Here is a 20,535-nt window from a genome sequence, read left to right as displayed (position 1 = left end):
AAGCCGCGCTGAACGCAGCGCGGCTTCTTCATTTCAAGGTTGTCGCAGATTGTCGTCCATAGCATGTCGCACAAGAACGCAGCGGTATTGGGCCAACGACATGCATCAAACAAAGACTTAAAGCGAGTTCGGCGCGACGAGATCTAGTTGGTCGCGGACTTTGGCTTGTCCTGGTCCTTGAGCTGGCTCCAGGCGTTCTGCTGGGCCAGCATCTGGCGCAGATAGGCGACGTTTGCCTGTGCCTGTTCGGGCGAGAGTTCCTGCGAGGCGATCTTCTCGGCTTCGTCGAAACGGCCCTGCAGGCCGACGACCAGCGCCAGGTTCTGGCGCACCCGGCTGTCTGCGTTCGGCTGCTGCGCGGCGGAGCGCATATAGGTTTCGGCGGTGCGCAGGTCACCTTCCAGCACGTAGGACATGCCGAGATTGGAGAGCACCGAAGGCTCGTTCGGCTTTAGTTCGAGAGCCTTGCGATAAAGCTGGCGCGCGTCGTCCTTCTGGCCGATCTGGTCGAGAATGGCCGCTTCGGCCGACACCAGCCTCCAGTCGGGATATTCCGGTGTCTGGGCGCGGCGCACGGCGTCCAGAGCGGCCTCGAACTGGCCGTTGGCAGCCAGCGCCTTGCCATAGGAGGCGAGCACGTCGCGATCCTTCGGCAGGGCGATCGCCAGCTTGCGCATCACGGCGAGCGACTGGTCGGCGTCGCCATCCATCTGCAGCGCCGCCGAATAATTGGTGGCGATACGCTTGTCGGTGGGGTTCCTGGCGTAGGATTGGCCAAGTGCCGCCGTTGCAGTGTGCAGTTCCCCGCCCGACATGGCCTCCAGCGGTTTGCCGCTGTTGCGTCCGATCGAACCGGTAGTGAACTTGTCGGTTGCGCAACCGGCGACACCGGCCGCGAGCGCCAGCACGAGCGCCGTGGTGATGAACCGTTTTCCCGTGGCATTGATCGTGCGGTTGGTCGGCATCGGCACCGGGCCTCCATTCATACGCGGCCATTGCGTGGCCATCTTCCCTCCCGAAGAAATATTCTGTTAACCCTAACGGACGGTTAAGAATGGCGACTCAAGGGCGCCGCACGGAGAACCTCGAATGCCTGTCGAACTCGTCGAAAAGAAACTGCCGGGCGCGCTGCCGGTCCATCTGGTCGCCAGGGATGGGCTGGAAGCAGCCGGTCTTGCGCCTGCCGCGGTCGCCTGGGCCAGGGCAAACGGCTTTTCAGGCGAGGCAGGCAGGACGCTGGTCGTGCCCGGCGAAAAGGGAGCCCTCGGCGGCGCCTTGTTCGGTATCGGCGATGGCGAGGGCGCACTCGCTCTTGGTGCGTTGTCGAAAGCCTTGCCGGAAGGCGATTGGCATTTCGCCTCCGCGCCGGCCGAGCCGGAGCTGGCGGCAACTGCGTTGGTGCTCGGCGGCTATGTCTTTACCCGCTATGGCAAGAAATCCGGCAAGGCGCTGCGCTTCGTCTTGCCGGCCGGCGTCGATGCCGGGCGCGTTCGCCGCATTGCCGATGGCGTCTTCCTGACACGCGATCTGGTCAACACGCCGACCAGCGACATGGGTCCGGAAGAATTGGAGAAGGCGGTGCGGAGCCTCGCCGCAGCGCACAGTGCCGAAATCTCGGTGGTGACGGGCGACGATCTCCTCGACCGGAATTTCCCGATGATCCATGCCGTCGGTCGCGCGTCGACCGGCGCCCCGCGCCTGATCGACATGAGATGGGGGCCGCAGGGCGCGCCGAAGGTGACGCTGGTCGGCAAGGGCGTCTGTTTCGACACAGGCGGTCTCGACATCAAGCCGTCGTCCGGCATGCTGTTGATGAAGAAGGACATGGGCGGCGCGGCCAATGTGCTTGGTCTCGCATCGATGATCATGGCCGCCGGGCTGAACGTGCGTCTGCGCGTGCTCATTCCCGCGGTCGAGAATTCGATCGCCGGCAACGCCTTCCGGCCGGGCGACGTGCTGACGAGCCGCAAGGGCGTTACCGTCGAGATCGGCAACACGGACGCCGAGGGGCGACTGGTGCTGGCCGATGCGCTGGCCTTGGCCGACGAGGAGGAACCGCAGCTTCTGGTCGATATGGCGACGCTGACCGGGGCAGCCCGTGTCGCGCTCGGCCCCGACCTGCCACCCTTCTATACCGGCGACGACGCACTGGCGTCCGACCTGGCGGCGGCTTCCGTCGCCGCCGAAGATCCGCTGTGGCGCATGCCGTTGTGGCGGCCTTACGATGCAAAACTGTCGTCGAAGATCGCCGACATCAACAACGTCACCACGGACGGTTTCGCCGGCTCGATCACGGCGGCACTCTTCCTCAAGCGCTTTGTCGAAAAGACCGCCGGCTGGGCGCATTTCGACATCTTCGCCTGGAACCCCGCCGACCGTGCGTATGGCCCCGCGGGCGGCGAGGCGCAGGGCATTCGCGCGCTGGAGCGGATCATCTCGAAACGCTTTGGCTGATAGCGACAAGCAGAGCCGGCAAATTGCAGAAACTGAAACGGAACCGAAACAATTTGCCGTCATGCTGCTCGGATGTCGATTGCCATGCGCCCCAGCCAGGCCTTGCGACTGTGGCAGCAAGTGATGCTGTCGCAGGTGCGCGACGACGCGCCCGACCTGACCATGCGCCAGACGGCGATCCTGTTCACCATCTATCTCGATCCGCCGCCGCACACGGTGCGCGGGCTCGCCGCCCGCCTCAATGTCACCAAGCCGGTGATCACCCGCGCGCTCGACACGATGGGTGCGTTGAAGCTCGTGTCGCGCCATCGCGACGAGCTCGACAAGCGCAATGTGCTGATCAGGCGCACGGTCGAGGGCGCGCTCTTTGTCGAGCGCTTCGGCGATGGTATCATTGCCAAGGCCCACGAATTGCCGATTTGAAGCACGATCCCGAACCGCAGGTCAGCGCAGCAAGAAGCGGGAACCAGTTTTTCGGACAAGATCATGCGTCAACATAATAAAGCAGAGTTGCTGATTTGACCGCCAGGGATGCCCGCCTTCACGCTTTCCGTTCCGACCTTGCCGATGCGCGGCTGAAGGGCGAGGTCGCCGCCGACCGCTTCGTCGCCGGCCGGCCGGCGCGGATCACCGCGTCCGTGGCCGATGTGCGCAAAGCGCCGCGGCCGGATGCCGGCGTCAACACGCAAGCCCTGTTCGGCGATGATGTCCTCGTCTTCGAGGTCGCCGAAGGCTGGGCCTGGATCCAGGCCGAGCGCGATGGTTATGTCGGTTATGTCGCCGATACCATGCTGGGCGGGCGGGATCAGGCGGCGACCCATATCGTGTCGGTGCCGCGCACCTTCCTCTACCCCGCGCCGGATCTGCGGTTTCCGATCGCCGGACAATTGTCGATGGGATCGACGGTTGCGGTGACGGGTGCAGCCGAAACGCGCGGCACGCACTATGCCGTCCTGCCTTCCGGCGAGGCGATCATCGCCGGCCATCTGCGGCCTGTCGGTAATGCGGCAGCCGACTATGTTGCGGTGGCCGAGATGTTTCTCGGCACACCGTATCTGTGGGGCGGCGCTTCGGGTTTCGGCATCGACTGTTCGGGCCTTGTGCAACTGGCGATGCGCATGACCGGAAGCGACGTGCTGCGCGATTCCGACATGCAAGCGGCGACTCTCGGCGAGCCGCTCGATCCTGGCCCGGATTACACCGGGTTGCGGCGCGGCGACCTCGTCTTCTGGAAAGGCCATGTCGCCGTCATGACCGACGCCGATACGATGATCCATGCCAATGGCCACACCATGCTGGTGTCGCGCGAAGGGCTGAAGGAGGCGATCGCCCGCATCGGCTATCTCTATGGCGGCCCGACCGGTTTTCGGCGGCCTTAAGGCCTTCGATCCCCTTTTGTTCCGATTCTTCTTGGCGATTGCCCACCTTCGCGCTACCTCTGGCGCGTGACAGAGCAGCCGCGCCTTGCCGAACAGAATGCCACTGTAGCCCTGCCCGAACCATTCATCAGGTGGTTCGGCGAGAAAGGCTGGTCGCCGCGTGCCCACCAGATCGAATTGCTGGCAAGGGCCCAGGCCGGGCAATCGGTGCTGCTGATCGCCCCGACCGGGGCCGGCAAAACGTTGGCCGGCTTCATGCCCTCGCTGACCGAACTGGCCAACTGGCCAAGGCGAAAGCCGGGGCAGGCGCATCGCGGCATCCATACCCTCTACATCTCGCCGCTGAAGGCGCTGGCGGTCGACATCGAGCGCAATCTCGGCAAGCCGGTAGAAGAGATCGGCCTGCCTGTAACCATCGAGACGCGCACCGGCGACACGCCGTCGCACAAGCGTCAGCGCCAGAAACTGGTGCCGCCCGACATTCTGCTCACCACGCCCGAGCAACTGGCGCTGCTGATCGCGGCGCCCGATGCCCGTCGCTTCTTCGAGGATCTGCGCTATGTCGTGCTCGACGAGCTGCACTCGCTGGTGACGTCGAAGCGCGGGCATCTGCTGGCGCTCGGCCTGGCGCGGCTGCGCAGCTACGTGCCTGGCCTGCAGACGATAGGCTTGTCGGCTACGGTCGCCGAGCCCGACGAATTGCGGCGTTGGCTGGTCGGCCAGAATCCGTCAGGCGCCATGGCCGGCCTGATCACCGTGGCCGGCGGAGCCAGGCCCGACATCTCCATTCTCGACTCGGAGCAGCATGTGCCGTGGTCCGGCCATTCGGCCCGATACGCCATTCCTGAAATCTACGAGGCGATCAAAAGGCACCGCACGACGCTGCTGTTCGTCAACACCCGCAGCCAGGCCGAATTGCTGTTCCAGGAACTGTGGCGGGCCAATGAGGACTCGCTGCCGATTGCCTTGCATCACGGTTCGCTCGATGTCGGCCAGCGTCGGCGGGTCGAGAAGGCGATGGGCGAGAATGCGCTGCGCGCCATCGTCGCGACGTCGACGCTCGATCTCGGCATCGACTGGGGCGACGTCGACCTGGTCGTGCATGTCGGCGCGCCGAAGGGCGCGAGCCGCCTGGCGCAGCGCATCGGCCGCGCCAACCACCGCATGGACGAGCCGTCCAAGGCGATCCTTATTCCGGCCAACCGTTTCGAGGTGCTGGAATGCCGTGCCGCACTCGACGCCAACTATCTCGGCGCGCAGGACACGCCGCCGTTGATCACCGGCGCGCTCGACGTGCTGTCGCAGCACGTGCTGGGCGTCGCCTGCGGCGCGCCCTTCGATGCCGACCATTTATTCGAAGAAGTGCGCAGCGCCGCGCCCTATGCCGGGCTGGCACGCGAGACCTTCGACCGTGTCGTCGATTTCGTCGCCACCGGCGGCTACGCGCTGAAGAACTATGAGCGCTACGCCCGCATTCGAAAGACAGTCGGCGGGCTGTGGCGCGTCTCGCATCCGCGTGTCGCCCAGCAATACCGGCTAAATGTCGGCACCATCGTCGAAATGCCGGAACTCAATGTCCGCTATGTCAGGCAGGGCCGTGGCATGGCTGGGCGCGGGGGGCCGGTGCTGGGCAAGATCGAGGAATATTTCGCCGAGACGCTACGCCCCGGCGACAATTTCCTGTTTGCCGGCAAGGTGCTGCGCTTCGAGGGCATCCGCGAGAACGAATGCGTCGTCTCCAACGGCGCCGGCGCCAACATCATCGTGCCGTCCTATGCCGGCGGCAAGTTTCCGCTGTCGACCTATCTCGCCGATCAGGTGCGCGGCATGCTGGCCGACAGCAACCGCTGGCAGGCGCTGCCCGAGCAGGTCGCCGACTGGCTGCGGCTGCAGAAGGAAAAGTCGGTGCTGCCGAAGCGCGGCGACCTTCTGGTTGAGACCTTTCCGCGCGGCAACCGCCACTACATGGTCGCCTATCCCTTCGAAGGCAGGCTGGCGCACCAGACGCTCGGCATGCTTTTGACGCGGCGGCTGGAGCGTGCCAACGCCCGCCCACTCGGCTTCGTCGCCACCGACTATTCGCTGGCCGTCTGGGCGCTGGACGACATGGCGGCACTGTTCAAGGCGAAGAAGCCTTCTTTGGCCGCCTTGTTCGACGAGGACATGCTCGGCGACGACCTCGAGGCCTGGCTGAACGACAGCTGGATGCTGAAGCGGACGTTTCGCACCTGCGCGGTCATCGCCGGGCTGATCGAAAAGCGCTTTCCCGGCCAGGAGAAGAGCGGCCGCCAGGTAACCGTCTCGGCCGACCTGATCTACGACGTGTTGCGCAGCCACGAACCGGACCACATCCTGCTACAGGCAACGCGCACCGATGCATCGGCGGGCCTGCTCGATGTCAGCAGACTTGCCGAGATGCTCTCGCGTGTTCGCGGTCGAATCATGCATAAGCATCTTGAGCAGATATCGCCGCTGGCCGTGCCGATCATGCTGGAGATCGGCAAGGAATTGGTGAATGGCGGCGCCAATGAGTCCTTGCTCATGGAAGCCGCGGATCTGGTCGAGGAGGCCATGGGCCAAAGATGAGACTGATTTCGAGATGAATTTTTCGCTGGCGCGCACGTCGCTGATTGCCGAGGCCGACCTTGTCGGCATCGCCGGCGAACGTGCGGTCTGCGACCGGCGCGGCGTGCTTTATTTTCCGGATCTGCGGCTTCTGGCCGTTTCCGACCTGCATCTCGAAAAGGGTTCGTCGCTGGCGCGGCGCGGCGCGCTGATCCCGCCTTACGACACCGGCGCGACGTTGCTGAGACTGCAGGCCGTGATCGCCGACTATCAGCCATCCATCGTCATCAGCCTGGGCGACAGCTTCCACGATGGCGGCGGCGCCGAGCGCATGCATGCGAGCTTCCGCGAACGGCTGGAAGCGCTGATATCAGGCCGCGACTGGTTCTGGGTTGCCGGCAATCACGATCCGGAAGCGCCCGCCGACCTACCCGGCGAGACGGTGCGCGAACTTGCCATAGGCTCGCTGTTGTTCCGGCATGAGCCAACGAAGGAACGTGTCGAAGGCGAGATAGCGGGCCATCTGCATCCGTGCGCGCGCATCGTGCAGCGTGGGCGTTCGGTGCGGCGGCGCTGCTTTGCCGGCGATGGCGGACGCATGATCATGCCGGCCTTCGGCGCCTATACCGGTTCGCTCAACGTGCTCGATCGCGCCTATGCCGGGCTGTTCCGGCTGGACACGCTGATGGCCTATATGCTCGGCGCCGAGCGCATTTTTGCGATTTCACGCTCGATGCTCAGACCGGGCTGAGGTCAGCGTCCATAGTAGAGCGTCACAGTGTGCTTTGCCTCGGCGAAGAACAGCCATCTTTCGACCAGCATGCCGGCGAACTGGACGATCGCGGCGAACACTGACAGCAGCACCGCGAAGGGCCATGGCAAGGCGAATGCAGCGGCAAGCAGCAGGACGGGCAGGGCGAAGGCCAGACCCTGCGTGATCCGGCGCAGGCGCGCGCTGTGCTTGCGCGCGATTCGGAACCCCATCTCCTTGAGCAGATAATTCTCTTCGGTATGCGGCCATTCCAGCGATCGTACCGTGCCGCCGGCGAGCCCCGTCGCGGTGTTGGCATTGGTTGGGATTTCCAGGCGGTCGTTGTAGCGCCAGGTCGCCAGCTTCCAGCCCCAGCCGAGCAGACCTAGCAGCACCGAGGCCGCCAGAAGGGTCTTCGAGCCGAGAGCAAATGCCTGCAGCAGCGCGTTCAACAGCACGCTGCCGGTCATCGCAGAAAAAATGAGGTAGCCGGGCAGAGTAAAGCGGCTGTGCCACTGGGCGATAGGCTTCAGCGACGCATAGATCATGCCGGTGGTACAGACGGTGACGACCGCACCGATGGCCGCCAGAAATCCGGCGATGGCCACCCAGCCGCCGCTGCGGCCGAAAAACACCCAGCCGATGCCGAACAGGCCCGCCGGAACGAAGGTGATGACCGAGGCAACGCCTTCGCGCGACAGCCATGAGCTGCGCCATTGCGAGAACGCTCGCCAGGCGCGTTCGGGTCTGCCGAGATGACCTGTCGAGGACAATAGCCCGGCCATGATCAGGCCAAGCGCCAGGCCCATGCCGATGAGGGCGAGCCAGAAGTCGGGCGGGATGATCTGGAGCCCTCCGAGCACCCCAAGCAGCGCCAGCAACCCATAGCCGGCGCCGGTGGCGGTGGTGAAGAAGACGACGGAGAAGGCTGGATGCATGGATGTCAGTTCGAAAGCATGCGGTCGACCCAGCCCAGGAAGCCGCCTTCGGGCCGCACCGGTTCGAGTGCCGGCGCGGCCACCGATGCGGCGCGCTTGGTGTGGGCGCGCGGCGGCAGATATTTGTTGGTCGGGTGATAGCCGAGTTCTGGCATCAGGTCGACGCCGCCACGCTCCGCCACCAGTTGCGAGACAGCCGACGCGGGATCGCCGAGATCGCCGAAATGCCGGGCGCTGGTCGGGCAAGCCGCGACGCAGGCCGGCACGCGGTCTTCCTCGGCCAAATTGTCATTGTAGATGCGGTCGACGCACAGCGTGCACTTCTTCATCACGCCAACATCACGATCGAATTCGCGCGCCCCATAGGGGCAGGCCCAACTGCACAATTTGCAGCCGATGCACTTGTCCTCGTCGATCAGTACGATGCCGTCCGAGGCCCGCTTGTAGGAGGCGCCGGTCGGGCAGACCGTGACGCAGGCCGGCGTCTCGCAATGCAGGCAAGAGCGCGGGAAGTTGACCGTGCGCCCGCCCACCTCGGTGGTGTGTTCGTAGCTGTGGACGCGGTTGAACCAGACGCCGTCGACATGGCCGCCATAGGGGTCGATGTCGGTCAGCGGCGCCATGTGGCCGCCGGTGTTCCATTCCTTGCAGGCAGTGACGCAGGCCTGGCAGCCGACGCAGGTGTCGAGATCGATGACGAGGCCGAGCTTCTTGCCGCTTTGACTTGGCAGACAGGTCATTCGGCCGCCTCCCTTGCCCGGCGGAAGTCAGCGCCGAAGGTCAGTCTGTCTGGTGCGGGTTCGAAGCCCGGCGGTTGTTGGAAACGTTCGAATTGCGGCTCGGTGAAGCCGGCCTCCTCGGCCGCGCATTTGACGATGCGCACGCGCAGGTCGAACCACGCTGCCTGGCCCGTCACCGGGTCTGAATTCGAATAGCGCTTGCCGTTGGCGTCGGCCGAAGTCTGGTCGCCAATGATGTGGTTGAGCAGGAAGCCGCGATTGGATTCGGCCGCATCGTCCTTCAGCCCCCAGCTGCCGCGCCGCTTGCCGATCGCGTTCCAGGTCCAAACCGTGCTTTCGTTCACCCCGTCGACCAGCTTGATCTGTCCCTTGACCTTGCCGTTGATGCTTTCGATCCACACCCAGTCGTCATCGACAAGGCCGAGACCTGCGGCGGTCCGGTGATGCACGAACAGCCGGTTCTGGCTGGTAATCTGTCTCAGCCACGCATTCTGCGAGCCCCAGGAATGATACATATGCATCGGCCGCTGCGTCAGCGCGTGCAGCGGATAGTCTTGCAAATCGACGGCCGCTTCCTCGAACGGCATGTACCAGAACGGCAGCGGGTCCATATAGGTCTCGATGCGCTGGCGGTCGCCCTCTGGCGGCACCACGCGGCCATGGCCGCGTGCGGCCAGCCTGAAGCGCTGCAGAGGCTCGCAATAGAGCTGGAAGACGACCGGCTCAGCCTTGGGGATGAAACCCATCTGCACCGCGAAGTCGAGATAGGAGCGGTTGGCCATCTTGTAGTAGCGCTGGTCCTCGGCGAAATCGTGGTGCCAGAAGCCGCCATTGTCGATGTAGCGCTGCAATTGGTCCGGATTGGCCTCGCCCTTGCCGATCGCACTCCCGTCCTTGCCGCGCCAGCCGGCAAGCGGGCCGATGCCGGGCGTCCGCTCATGGTTGACGATGTAATCGGCATAGTCGCGGTATCTGGCCGAGCCGTCGTCATTGACGAAGCACGGCAGGCCAAGCCGCGCGCCGAGTTCGATCAGCACCGATTGGAACGGCCTGACATCGCGATCCGGCTCGACGACGGGATGGCGGATGGCGTCCCCTGGTCCGTCGGCATGGCTGATCGGCCGGTCGAGCAGGCTGATGCAATCATGGCGTTCGAGATAGGTTGTGTCCGGCAGCACGAGATCGGCGAACGGTACCGTCTCGGAATAGTAGGCGTCGGAATAAATGATGAAGGGGATCTTGTAGTTGCCCGCTTCGTCATGGTCGGTCAGCATCGCCATGGTCTCGACGGTGTTCATCGAGGAATTCCATGCCATGTTCGACATGTACATCATCAACGTGTCGATCGGATACGGATCGCCGGCCCATGCGTTGCGGATAACGGTGTGCATCAGGCCATGTGCCGCCAGCGGTGCATCCCAGGAATAGGCCTTGTCAATGCGAACAGGCATGCCGGCCTCGTCGACCAAAAGGTCGTCCGGCCCGCAGACGAAGCCGAGCGGCATGCCGTCGAGCGGCGTCATCGGCTTGACGGTCTTGCCTGAAGGCTTTGGGCCCGGCGGCGCCGATCTCGGGTAGGGCGGCTTGAAGCGGAAGCCGCCGGGGACGTCCACGGTGCCGAGCAGCACCTGCAAGAGATGGATGGCGCGGCAGGTGTGAAAGCCGTTCGAATGGGCGGAGATGCCGCGCATGGCATGCATCGACACTGGCCGCCCCTTGATCGTCTCGTGCCGGCGCCCGGCCCAGTCGGTCCAGGCGACCGGCAATTCGATCGTCTGTTCGAAGGCGACATGCGCGAGTTCGGCGGCGATCCTGCGGATCGTGTCGGCGCGAATGCCGCAGCGCTCTGCCACCGCATCGGGTGCGTAGCTCTCATCGAGATAGCGGTCGGCGATGAGTTGGAACACCGGCGCGCAGCGGCGACCGTCGACGATGAAGCTGCCCGTCAGCGCAGGTTTCGCGCCGGCATCGGTGGCGTTGACAGGCGTCTTCGCAACCCTGTCCCAGGCCAGTGGATTGCCGCCGGCGTCACGCACGAACAGGCCGTCATCCGCCGCACCCGGCTCCTGGATGACGAGCAAATGCGCATTGGTGTAGCGCAGGAGATAGTCGAGATCGACGCGCCCGGCCTTCAGCAGTTCGTGTATGAGGGCGAACACGAACAGGCCATCGGTGCCGGGCCGGATGCCGATCCAGTCGTCTGCAATGGCGTTGTAGCCGGTCCGGCACGGATTGATCGAAACCACCTTGGCACCGCGCGCCTTGAGCTTGCCGAGGCCGATCTTGATCGGGTTGGAATCGTGATCCTCGGCGACGCCGAACAGCATGAAGTATCTGGTGTTGTCCCAGTCGGGTTCGCCGAACTCCCAGAATGAGCCGCCGATCGTATAGAGGCCGCCGGCCGCCATGTTGACCGAACAGAAGCCGCCATGCGCGGCGAAGTTAGGCGTGCCGAACTGGCTTGCCCACCAGCCGGTGAGCGACTGCGACTGGTCGCGGCCGGTGAAGAAGGCGAGTTTTTTCGGATCGGTCCGGCGGATGGCCGAGAGCCGTTCGGTCGCGATCGAGAAGGCTTCCTCCCACTCGATCTCACGGAATTCTCCTGAGCCGCGCAGGCCTGTGCGCAGCAATGGTTTTTTCAGCCGGGCCGGGCTGTAGTGCTGCATGATGCCGGAGCTGCCCTTGCCGCAGATCACGCCGCGATTGACCGGATGGTCCTTGTTGCCGTTGATGTAGCGGACCTTGCCGTCCTTGATGTGCACGTCGATGCCGCAGCGGCAGGCGCACATGTAGCAGGTCGTCTTGGCGATGCTGTCGGAAATGTCCGGCGAGGTGTCGACGCCGTCGCCTTCATCGGGCGCGCGCGTGTCGGCAAGCGGGCGTTGCGATGGAGCCGAATTTGCGCCGCGCGGCGGTCGGTGCATCATGATCCGCTGGTGCCTGCACGGCCGGCGGACTTGGCTCGTGTCTTCGGCCCGGGGCCACGCATATAGTGCTCTTCCGGGTGGTATCGGTCACCGCCCAGCCGCCGCCGGATGCCGCGGGTCCAATGGGCAAGCAGGGATCTGAACCGCCCGATCATTTTGTTCTCTGCGATTCGATGGCGAGTTTTTTCTAACTTCACTCGAAAACGTAGAATAAAGCTATCGATCTGTCTAATCAGTTGTTCTTGTAAATTCGATCGATATTGGTTCTTAATGCACGTATGACCCTGGACCAATTGCGGATTTTCGTCGCCGTTGCCGAGCGTGGCCACATGACCAAGGCGGCCGAGCTGCTTGGCATTTCCCAATCGGCCGCGTCTGCCGCTATTCGCGCGCTTGAAGAGCAGCATGGCGTCCATCTGTTCAACCGGGTTGGCCGCAACATCGAGCTCGCCCAGACCGGGCACCGCTTCCTGCCGGAAGCCAAGGCCGTGCTGGAGCGGGCAGCCGCTGCGCGCAACGTGCTGGAGCATGTCTCGCAGACGGTCACCGGCAGCCTCTCGATCGCCGCCAGCCAGACCATCGCCAGCTATTGGCTGCCGCGCCGGCTGGCTTCCTTCCACGAGGCCTATCCCGCCGTCAGGTTGAGCGTCACCATCGGCAACACCAGGCAGGTCGAGGCCAATGTCCTCGATGGTGCCGCGGATCTCGGTCTGGTCGAGGGGCGGACGGAATCCGACATCCTGCGTCGCGCCAAGGTCGACGTCGACAGGTTGATGCTGGTCGTCGCCAGCGCCCACCCCGAGATCGCCGAAGTCTCGCAAGGCCGGCCCGACATCAAGGGCCTGCGCTGGATCATCCGCGAGGGTGGTTCGGGCACGCGCGAAGTGCTGGAGGATCTGGCCCGCCGCGAAGGAATTTCGCTCGCCGACCTGCAGATATTCCTGGTGCTGCCGAGCAACGAGGCCATCCGCCAGGCGGTCGAGGCGGGTGCCGGCGCCACCATCATTTCCGAACTCGTCGTCGGCGGCGCGATTGCCGAAGGCAGTTTGCGCGCGGTGCCTATTGACCTGCCGAAGCGCGACTTCGCCATCATCACCCACCGCGACCGGCAGGCGAGCCTTGCCCAGATGGCGCTCAAGGCGCATCTCAGCGCCAGTGCCGATGAAGCGGCGCCCGCCCGCCCGTGAGTGGGCCGTGTCAGCCAAACTTTCGCTGGGCGTCGAGCGCCAGGCCAAGCCCGACCGAGCCGAACATGTCGCCGTCGATGACGGATGCCTGCGGCACCAAGGAGAGAATCTCTCGTCTTGCCAGCGGGATTGCGGTCGACCCGCCGGTCAGGAACACCGCGGTGATGTCGGATGGCTTGACTTGGGCGTCGCGGATGGTCTGCCCGACCGTTGCGGTGACCCGCTCGATGTCCCTGGCAATCGTGGCGTCCAACCCGGTGCGCGTGATTTCGGCGGCGAACGCCGCCCCCGGCAGCTTCACCGCCACCTGAGCCGATGATCTGTCGGTCAGCTCGATCTTGGCCTTTTCGACAAGGGCCGCCAGCGCATGTCCATAGCGATGCTCGACAATGTGGATGAAGCGGTCGACCAGGTCGGCGCGCTCGGCCTCGTAGCGGATCTGGCGCAGATGCGTCATTGCCTTGGCGGTGTAGACCAGGTTGATGCGCTGCCATGTCGCGAGATCGATGAAGTAGCTGGCCGGCAGATTGCGCTTGCCGTCCTTGGTCGGGGTCAGATAGCCGAGCTGCGGCATCACATGGGCGATGCTCAACAGCCGGTCGAAATCCGTGCCGCCGATATGGATGCCGCGGCTGGCCAGGATGTCGTCCTTGCGGTCGAGCGACCGCGAGCGCTGCGGTGAGACGCGCACGATCGAGAAGTCCGAGGTGCCGCCGCCCATGTCGACGATCAGCGCCAGTTCCTCGCGCGTCACCTTCTGCTCATAGTCGAGCGCCGCCGCGATCGGCTCGAACTGGAAAGCGATGTGTTTGAAGCCCTGGGCGCGCGCGGCCTTCTCGAGTTCGCCCTGGGCGTTTGCATCGGCCTCGGGATCGTCGTCGACGAACTGCACCGGGCGGCCGAGCACCACCGTTTCGACCACGCCGCCGGCATCTTCCTCCAGTTTTTTGCGGAGGTGGCCGAGGAACAGGCCGACGATCTCCATGAAGCCGATCGAGCGGGACTTGATGCGGGTCTTCTCGTGGGCAAGCGAACTGCCGAGCACGCTCTTCAGCGAGCGCATCAGCCGGCCTTCGATGCTGTCAGTGTAGTTGGCAATGGCGTGGCGTCCGAAACAGGTGCGGTTGTCCTCGAAGTTGAAGAACACGGCACTGGGCAGCGTGACCTGCCCATCTTCAAGTGCGACGAGGCGCGGCTGCCCGTTGCGGACCACGCCAACGGTGGAGTTTGAAGTGCCAAAGTCGATACCGCCGAATGCTGGTCGCATGGCAAGTTTCCTGATTTTGTCTTTGGGGAGCGGCAACTCGTGTCCGGTCGGGCCGGGGGCGTGCTCTAACGCAAGACGCCGGAAAGGGAAACCCTTTTTGGAAATCCGGCGCCTAATCCTTTCGGAAGATCACCCTACCGAGCCAGCCCGTCAGCATGGCCAGCGATATCGCGAAGACGCCATAGAGGAAGGAATAATTGTGCGCGACACGGAAGATCGACTGCTCGAAACCGGATTTGCGGATTTCGAGCTGGGCCGAGCTTTCCTTGATGAACACGCCACTCTTGAACAGGAAGGCGCGCGCCTTGTGGGTGCCGACCGGAACATTCGGTGCCAGCCTGACGGTGGCGCGGAACAGGTTCTGCGACAGGAATTGCACGCCGCCGACATTCTCGCTGTAGAGGCCGGTCGCTGTTTTGCGGCTGCGCAGCGCCGCAGTGAATTCCTCGATGGTCGCCGGGTTGTCGCCGGCGTCGGCCGGCTGCATGTAGAGGTTGGATGCGCCGAGCGACAGTTGCTTGTAGCTATTCGGTTCGGTGATGTCCTGCAGCGGCCGCGTCGTCGCCACCGAATACGACATCGGCACATTCTCGAAGGTTTCGGACTCCAGGTTGACCCAGACGCCGAGCACCCGGTCCTTGCGGCGCACCACGACCGGGCGCGGCGGACCCTCGAGCACGACGATGACATCGTATCTGCCTTGGCGGGCAACCAGCGGGTCGGGATTTTCCAGCGAGCCGAAAATGGTCAGGTCGGCGCCGGAAAAGCCGGCGGTGATGGAGACATTGTCGGTGGAGAGCCCGATCTGGATACCTTCTACCGGTGGTGTCTGTGCCTTGACCGGCACGGCGGCCGCAAGCAACGACAGGAGAATGGCGGTTGCGAACGCTTTGGGCCCCCTCATCAGTTAAGGCCCGTGGCGGTCAGCGAATAGAGATTGGGCGGGGTGACGAAGAGGTCGATGGCGAGGCGGATCGCCACCGCCAGCACCAGCAGCGCCAGCAACGCCCTGAGCTGCTCGCCGCGCAGCCTCTGTCCGGCCTTGGCGCCATATTGCGCGCCGGCAACGCCGCCCGCCATCAACAGGAAGGCCAGCACGACGTCGACCGTCTGGTTGGTGGTGGCATGGACCAGCGTCGTGTAGGCGGAGGTGAAGATGATCTGGAACAGCGAAGTGCCGATGACGACGTTGGTCGGCACTTTCAGCAGATAGATCAGCGCCGGCACCATGATGAAGCCGCCGCCGACGCCCATGATCGACGACAGGAAGCCGATGCCTGCGCCAAGACCTAGCACCGGGATGACGCTGACGAACAGTTTCGAGGCCCTGAACCGCATCTTCAGCGGCAAGCGGTGGATCCAGTTGTGCTGGCCGGATTTTTTCAGCACCGGTGCCGCACCGCTGCGCGTGGCGCGCAGCGCATTGACGCTTTCGACCAGCATCAGCCCGCCGACCGTGCCGAGCAGCACGACATAAAGCAGCGAGATGAACAGGTCGAGCTGGCCGAGCCTGCGCAGGAAGGCGAAGACGAAGATACCGCCGGTGGAGCCGACGATGCCCCCGGCCAGCAGCACGCCGCCGAGCTTGAAGTCGAGCGTACCTCGCTTCATGTGCGAAAGGACGCCGGAGAAGGAGGAGGCGATGACCTGGTTGGCGCCGGTGGCGACGGCGATCGCCGGGGGGATGTTGTAGAAGATCAGCAGCGGCGTGATGAGGAAGCCACCGCCGACGCCAAACATGCCCGACAGGAAGCCCACTGCCGCACCCATGGCCAGCAGTACGAAGACGTTGACGGAAATTTCCGCGATCGGGAGATAGATGCCCACCCGTCAGTCTCGATCAGTTCTGCCTGTCGGTGAATGCAACCGTTGCGGGCATCTTGACCCGACAAGCCAGTTTGTTCTTGCGCCGGAGGTGCTACGAAGTCAAACCACGCAGCATTGCCGAAACAAAAAACATCTCAATCAGTTAACAGGCAAATGTGTGGCAAGGGCGTCGTGGAAGCGACGCATCTGCCGTTATTTGCGCGCCAGCAGCGCCTTGACCAGTTTTTCGTCGACCGTGCCGGTCGCCGGCAGCTTGTTGTCGGTCTGGAAAGCCATGATCGCGGTCTTCGTCTTCTGGCCCATCCTGCCGTCGGCGTCGCCTGCATCGTAGCCATTCTTGTTGAGAATGCGCTGGATATTCTCGACGGCCTTCTTCATGTCTACGCTGGCGGTCGTCTGCGGCGCGCCGTCCTGCCACGATTCGGGAATGTCGACCGAATTGGCTGCCGCATCCAGCGGCTTGGCCTTCCACAGTTCGGCCGCGGCACGGGCGCGTTCGAGTTGCTCGGGCCGCATCGCATTGGCGATCTCGTCACGCTTGGCCGCCGCATCCTTGTCGCCGGTCTTGGCGACGAGCGCGAACCATTTGTAGGATTCCTCGAGGTTCTGCTTCATGCCGACGCCCTTGGCGGCGAGGATGCCGAGGTTGAACTGGCTGTCCTTGACGCCGACGTCTGCCGCCGCCTGGAACCAGTGCGCGGCCGACTCATTGTCGGTGACGCCATCCGCGGCCATGGCGAACAGCACGGCCAGGTTGTGCATGGCGCTGGCGTTGCCCTGCTCGGCGGCGAGCTGGTACCAGGTCTTCGCCTTCTTGATATCGCGCGCGACGCCAATGCCCTTCTCGAAGAAATTGCCGATGCGGTATTCGGCCGGCGCGAAGCCGAGTTCGGCCGACTTCTCGTACCATTTGGCGGCTGCCGCCATGTCTTCCTTGACGCCACGCGACTCGGCGTAGCGCGAACCGACCTCGAACAACGCCTTGGCGTCGCCGCCGGCAGCGGCATCGCGCAAGGCGAGCGGGCCGACGTCGGTGGGAATGTCGAACTTGGCGGTGGCTGCCGCCGGCGAAGTGTCGGCCGGTGGAACCGCTCCCGTGGTGTCCTTGGCGGTGTTCGGCTCGGCCGTCACAGGCCCGGTATCGGCATCGGTCGCTTCCGCGGCGACCGGGGCCGGACCAGCCGGGAGCGCAGCAGCCGAAGCTGTCATGTCGGGTGCCGTCGGGCTTGCGTCGGCGGGCGTCGCCGAAGCAACAGGCGCAGGAACCGGCTGGGCTGTCGGTGCCGCATCCATCGAAGACTCGATGCTTGGCGGCGTGGCCATCGTGCCTTGCGCGGCCATGTCATCCTTGGCTGCCGGTTCGGACGGCTCGGCCTGTCTGACGGGACGGGCCGGCGCGCTTTCCACGGCCTGCGGCTGAACGTCCGTCTTCGGCTGGCTAGCCGCATCGACCGAGGCGGTTTGCACCGGTTGCGAGGCAACGATCGGCGCGGCGTCGTTGCTTGCCACCTGCGCCGGATCGGCGAAGAAGGCCTTGCCCAGTTGCAGGCCGGCGAGCGCCAGCATGATCGCGGCGGCCGCCATCAGGATTGGCTTGCGGCGCGCCTTGAGCAGGTCGCCGATCCGCAATGCCTTCACGGGTCCGGTCATCGTCGACTGGCGCTTCAGCGCATCGGCCTCGGCGGCGGCGGCCTGCGCCGCGCGCCGCGCTGCGGCGATGAAATCCGATTTGGCGGCATCGGTGTCGCTGGGCTTGGCCGGCTGGCCGCGCTCGTCGCGCACCCGCTTCATGATGGCATTGAGGTCGGGCGCGCCGGAGCCGGGCTCCAGCGGCCGATTGGCCAATTTTGGGTCGAGCGGTTCGTCGAGGTCGACGCTCGGTGTCGGGGCAATCGGCGCCGAGCCGGCCAGCGGCGGAATGTCGGCCTCCTTCTTGCCCCTGAATGCACGTGCCAACCCGCCGAACAACGATTTGCGGCCGCCTGCCTGTTCGCTTTTCTCGGCGATGGTATCGGAACTGAGGGCAGCCAGGGCCGCGGCAGCGGCGGCTTCGGCTGGTGAGCGCGTGCCCACGTCGCCACGCATATCCAGGTCGCCACGCGTATCCAGGTCGCCACGCATGCCCGGATCATTGCGCAGGATAGCGGCGGCGCGACCATCGAGATCGGCCATGTCTCCGGTCAGCGGCATCGGCTGATCGATATCCATTGACGGTGCCTCGACGGCCATCTTGGACCGCCGCGCACCGCGCCGGCTGTTGGATCCGACCGCAGCCGCATCCAGGAGTTCGCTCACCGCCTCGACCGGTTCGCCGGGTTCCAGCGAACCCAACCGGTCGACGATCTTGAGCAGCGTGTCGTGGATGGCTTCGAATGTTCTCGAATTGCGCTCGTCCGAGCGCCGCGTCAGCGTTTCGAGGGTCTTCAGGTCCTGGGCGAGGCCGGAAACGGCTGTCGTGTTGGCGCTCGAACCAGCCAGCGAACGCACCGCGTTCTCGGCCGCCTCGCGCGCCGCGCCGAGGATGGAATCGCGGGTTCCGGACAGCGACTTCTCGATCTCGTCGAGACGCGGGCTGATGTCCTCGAATTCCGGCAGGGGCGTGCTGGGCCTTGAAAGGTGGGCGGACAGGCCGGCGACCTGCGCCTCCAGGCTGCGGATCAGCGCCGGATCGATGCCGGCCACCTGCGCGGCCGATGCGTCCAGCCGGCTTGAAATGTCTTCGAGCCGGCTTTCCAGGCCGCGGATCGCGGCTTCGCCTGCGGGATCGGGAACACGCGTTTCGATGCGCTTGGCCAGCGCGGTGAAGCGGGCGTCGATGGCTTCCATGATGCCGGCGCTGTCGACATGCGGCATGCGCTGGTCCAGCCTGTCGGCCACCTCGTCCAGCCGCCGCTCGAGATCGCGGAACAGCATGTTGCCCTGTTCGATGGCGTCGCCCTGGCGACGTTCCATCATGCTCGACAGCACGTCGAAGCGTTGCTCCAGGCCATGGAAGATATAGTCGGCGTCGGGCATGGCAGGCGCTTGGTCGATCTTGTCGGCGATGAGCGCGATCTGCTTGGCCAGGCGCTCCATCGCCTGCTCGGGCAGGTTGGCGCGGCCGGCGAGCTCGTCGACACGGCTCGACAGGGTGCTCAGCCGGTCCATGACGGCGTTGCCCGGGCGGTCCTGCGCCACTTCCTCGATCTGTTGGGCAAGCGAGTCGATCCGCTTCTCGATGCGCTCGAAAGCCTCGTGGTCGAATGAATTGGCTTGCGCGGCGACCGTCGAGGCGACGATGGCGCGGGAGATCTCGTCCAGCCGCTCGTCGATCATGCCAAGCGTGTCGCTGCCACGATTGTCCTGCTGGCTGGCGAAATGATCGACGGCGCCGGCAAGCGTGCGGACCTTTTCCTCGAGCGAGCGCAGCGACAGCGATTCCGGCAGATTGTTGACGGCGTTGCTGATCTGCTCCAGCCGGTCGGTCAGCATTGATAGGCCGGGGTCGTCGGAGCGCTTGCGCTGATCGGCGTCGACGCGGTCCTCGAAGGCCGTCCACCGGCGATCGAAATCGTCCCAGCGGCGGTCGACCTTCTGCACGCTCTCCTCGCGCGCCAGCGTGTCGAGCGCGGCCTTGACCTGTTCGAGCTCGAGCCGCAGCATGTTGACGCTTCTGTCGTCGCTCTTCTCGGCCAGTGTCTGGATGGCGCCGGAGAGCCGTTCGAATTCAAGGCCGAGTTCGGCGCTGCCCTTGGCCGAGGTGCCCGGCCTGGCGCTCGACTGGAAAGCCCGCTCGATGTCCTTGCGCAGCGCTTCGAATTCCCGCTGCAGCCCAGCCGTCATCTGGTGGCGCAGTTCCTCGCGCATGCCGCGCAACTCGCCGGCGATCTTGCCGACCATCGCAACGCCGTCTTCCTGGCCACGCACACGATCGATGTCGCGGGCGATGGCCTGGTAATTCTGCCCGAAGGCGGCGGCGGGCTGCGCCGGGCTCGTCGGGCGCGGCGCCGGCTGCGGATCCTCGTACCAGCGCTGCTGGCTGGAGGGTTGGCCAGAGGGTTGGGCTGCTGGATAGCGCGCATCGGCCCCGTATTGGCGGGGCTCGGGCCGTGCCATCGGGTCCTCGCGCGTACGCTCCAGCCGCTGCTCCAGCGTTTCGAGGGAACGGTTCAACTGCTCGAGCGTGGTCTGCGGCCTGCGCTGCCTGCCGGCGTTGAGTGTATCGAGGTAGGACCGCTTGCTGTTCATCGGTGCGTCCGTCTTTCAGATTGGCTGGCTCTCGGCCAGTTCCCCCAAGTCCCTGTCGGAACGAGGCGACAGCGGCTATGCCGCGGTGGAAGACGAGCTTCCCGGGCTCTCACCCGCGCTCCGAAAAACCGTGAAAAATTCGATACAGGATAACCACGGGTAGCCGACGCGCCCACATTTCGCCCAACGTGGTAAACAACGCGTTAACCAAACTTAAGAAGTTGCAAGGATGTCGGATGCCGGCAGCACGGTGCGGCATAACGCTCGCCGCGC

At 64.8% G+C, this 20,535-nt stretch carries 14 protein-coding genes; 6 read left to right on the top strand and 8 right to left on the bottom strand.

The features are described from left to right. Positions 1-143 precede the first annotated feature (143 nt). The gene (locus CGZ66_RS05525) at positions 144-965 is read right to left on the bottom strand and encodes a tetratricopeptide repeat protein (protein WP_095084270.1); all 822 of its coding nucleotides are present in this window, start codon (positions 963-965) and stop codon (positions 144-146) included. Positions 966-1,089: 124 nt separating this feature from the next. Here CGZ66_RS05525 and CGZ66_RS05520 point away from each other — a divergent pair, with 124 nt between their 5' ends. From CGZ66_RS05520 to pdeM, 5 genes are all read left to right on the top strand, one after another. Then, a complete protein-coding gene (locus CGZ66_RS05520) occupies positions 1,090-2,454 on the top strand; it encodes a leucyl aminopeptidase family protein (protein ID WP_095082355.1) in 1,365 nt (454 codons plus the stop codon). Between the two features lie 72 nt (positions 2,455-2,526). Next, entirely contained in the window at positions 2,527-2,877 is a 351-nt protein-coding gene (locus CGZ66_RS05515) for a MarR family winged helix-turn-helix transcriptional regulator (protein ID WP_056588405.1), read from the top strand. 95 nt (positions 2,878-2,972) lie between these two features. Beyond that, a complete protein-coding gene (locus CGZ66_RS05510; RefSeq protein ID WP_095082353.1) occupies positions 2,973-3,833 on the top strand; it encodes a C40 family peptidase in 861 nt (286 codons plus the stop codon). Between the two features lie 66 nt (positions 3,834-3,899). Continuing rightward, entirely contained in the window at positions 3,900-6,419 is a 2,520-nt protein-coding gene (locus CGZ66_RS05505; RefSeq protein WP_095082351.1) for a ligase-associated DNA damage response DEXH box helicase, read from the top strand. Between the two features lie 13 nt (positions 6,420-6,432). Further along, positions 6,433-7,149, top strand: a complete 717-nt coding sequence (gene pdeM / locus CGZ66_RS05500) for a ligase-associated DNA damage response endonuclease PdeM (protein WP_095082349.1) — start codon at positions 6,433-6,435, stop codon at positions 7,147-7,149. A 2-nt stretch (positions 7,150-7,151) separates the two neighbouring features. Here pdeM and CGZ66_RS05495 read toward each other — a convergent pair whose 3' ends face one another. From CGZ66_RS05495 to CGZ66_RS05485, 3 genes are read right to left on the bottom strand one after another with little or no spacing between them, the layout of a single operon-like run. Continuing rightward, on the bottom strand, positions 7,152-8,087 hold the full coding sequence (locus CGZ66_RS05495; protein ID WP_095082347.1) for a dimethyl sulfoxide reductase anchor subunit family protein: 936 nt from the start codon (positions 8,085-8,087) through the stop codon (positions 7,152-7,154). Between the two features lie 5 nt (positions 8,088-8,092). Further along, the gene (locus CGZ66_RS05490; RefSeq protein WP_095082345.1) at positions 8,093-8,827 is read right to left on the bottom strand and encodes a 4Fe-4S dicluster domain-containing protein; all 735 of its coding nucleotides are present in this window, start codon (positions 8,825-8,827) and stop codon (positions 8,093-8,095) included. After that, positions 8,824-11,754, bottom strand: coding sequence for a molybdopterin oxidoreductase family protein (locus CGZ66_RS05485; RefSeq protein WP_167392011.1), 2,931 nt, complete (start codon positions 11,752-11,754; stop codon positions 8,824-8,826). The genes CGZ66_RS05490 and CGZ66_RS05485 overlap by 4 nt, the downstream gene beginning before the upstream one ends. Before the next feature lie 278 nt (positions 11,755-12,032). On the opposite strand from CGZ66_RS05485, the gene CGZ66_RS05480 reads away from it, so the two are divergent. Then, positions 12,033-12,941 carry a LysR family transcriptional regulator gene (locus tag CGZ66_RS05480; RefSeq protein ID WP_095082344.1) on the top strand — a complete coding sequence of 303 codons (909 nt, stop codon included), beginning with the start codon at positions 12,033-12,035 and terminating at the stop codon, positions 12,939-12,941. Positions 12,942-12,951: 10 nt separating this feature from the next. Here CGZ66_RS05480 and CGZ66_RS05475 read toward each other — a convergent pair whose 3' ends face one another. The 4 genes from CGZ66_RS05475 to CGZ66_RS05460 form a co-directional block, all read right to left on the bottom strand. Beyond that, positions 12,952-14,208, bottom strand: coding sequence for an Hsp70 family protein (locus tag CGZ66_RS05475; RefSeq protein WP_095082343.1), 1,257 nt, complete (start codon positions 14,206-14,208; stop codon positions 12,952-12,954). Positions 14,209-14,320: 112 nt separating this feature from the next. Next, on the bottom strand, positions 14,321-15,112 hold the full coding sequence (locus tag CGZ66_RS05470) for a TIGR02186 family protein (protein WP_095082341.1): 792 nt from the start codon (positions 15,110-15,112) through the stop codon (positions 14,321-14,323). Further along, a complete protein-coding gene (locus tag CGZ66_RS05465) occupies positions 15,112-16,035 on the bottom strand; it encodes a sulfite exporter TauE/SafE family protein (protein WP_095082339.1) in 924 nt (307 codons plus the stop codon). Before CGZ66_RS05465 ends, CGZ66_RS05470 begins: the two co-directional genes overlap by 1 nt. 192 nt (positions 16,036-16,227) lie before the next feature. Beyond that, positions 16,228-20,262: a peptidoglycan-binding protein gene (locus tag CGZ66_RS05460; RefSeq protein ID WP_095082337.1), complete on the bottom strand. Its 4,035-nt coding sequence runs from the start codon at positions 20,260-20,262 to the stop codon at positions 16,228-16,230. Between the last annotated feature and the right edge of the window lie 273 nt (positions 20,263-20,535).

The sequence above is a fragment of the Mesorhizobium sophorae genome (assembly GCF_002270415.1).
Lineage (GTDB): Bacteria > Pseudomonadota > Alphaproteobacteria > Rhizobiales > Rhizobiaceae > Mesorhizobium > Mesorhizobium sophorae.
This window is presented reverse-complemented; position numbering and strand designations above follow the sequence as displayed.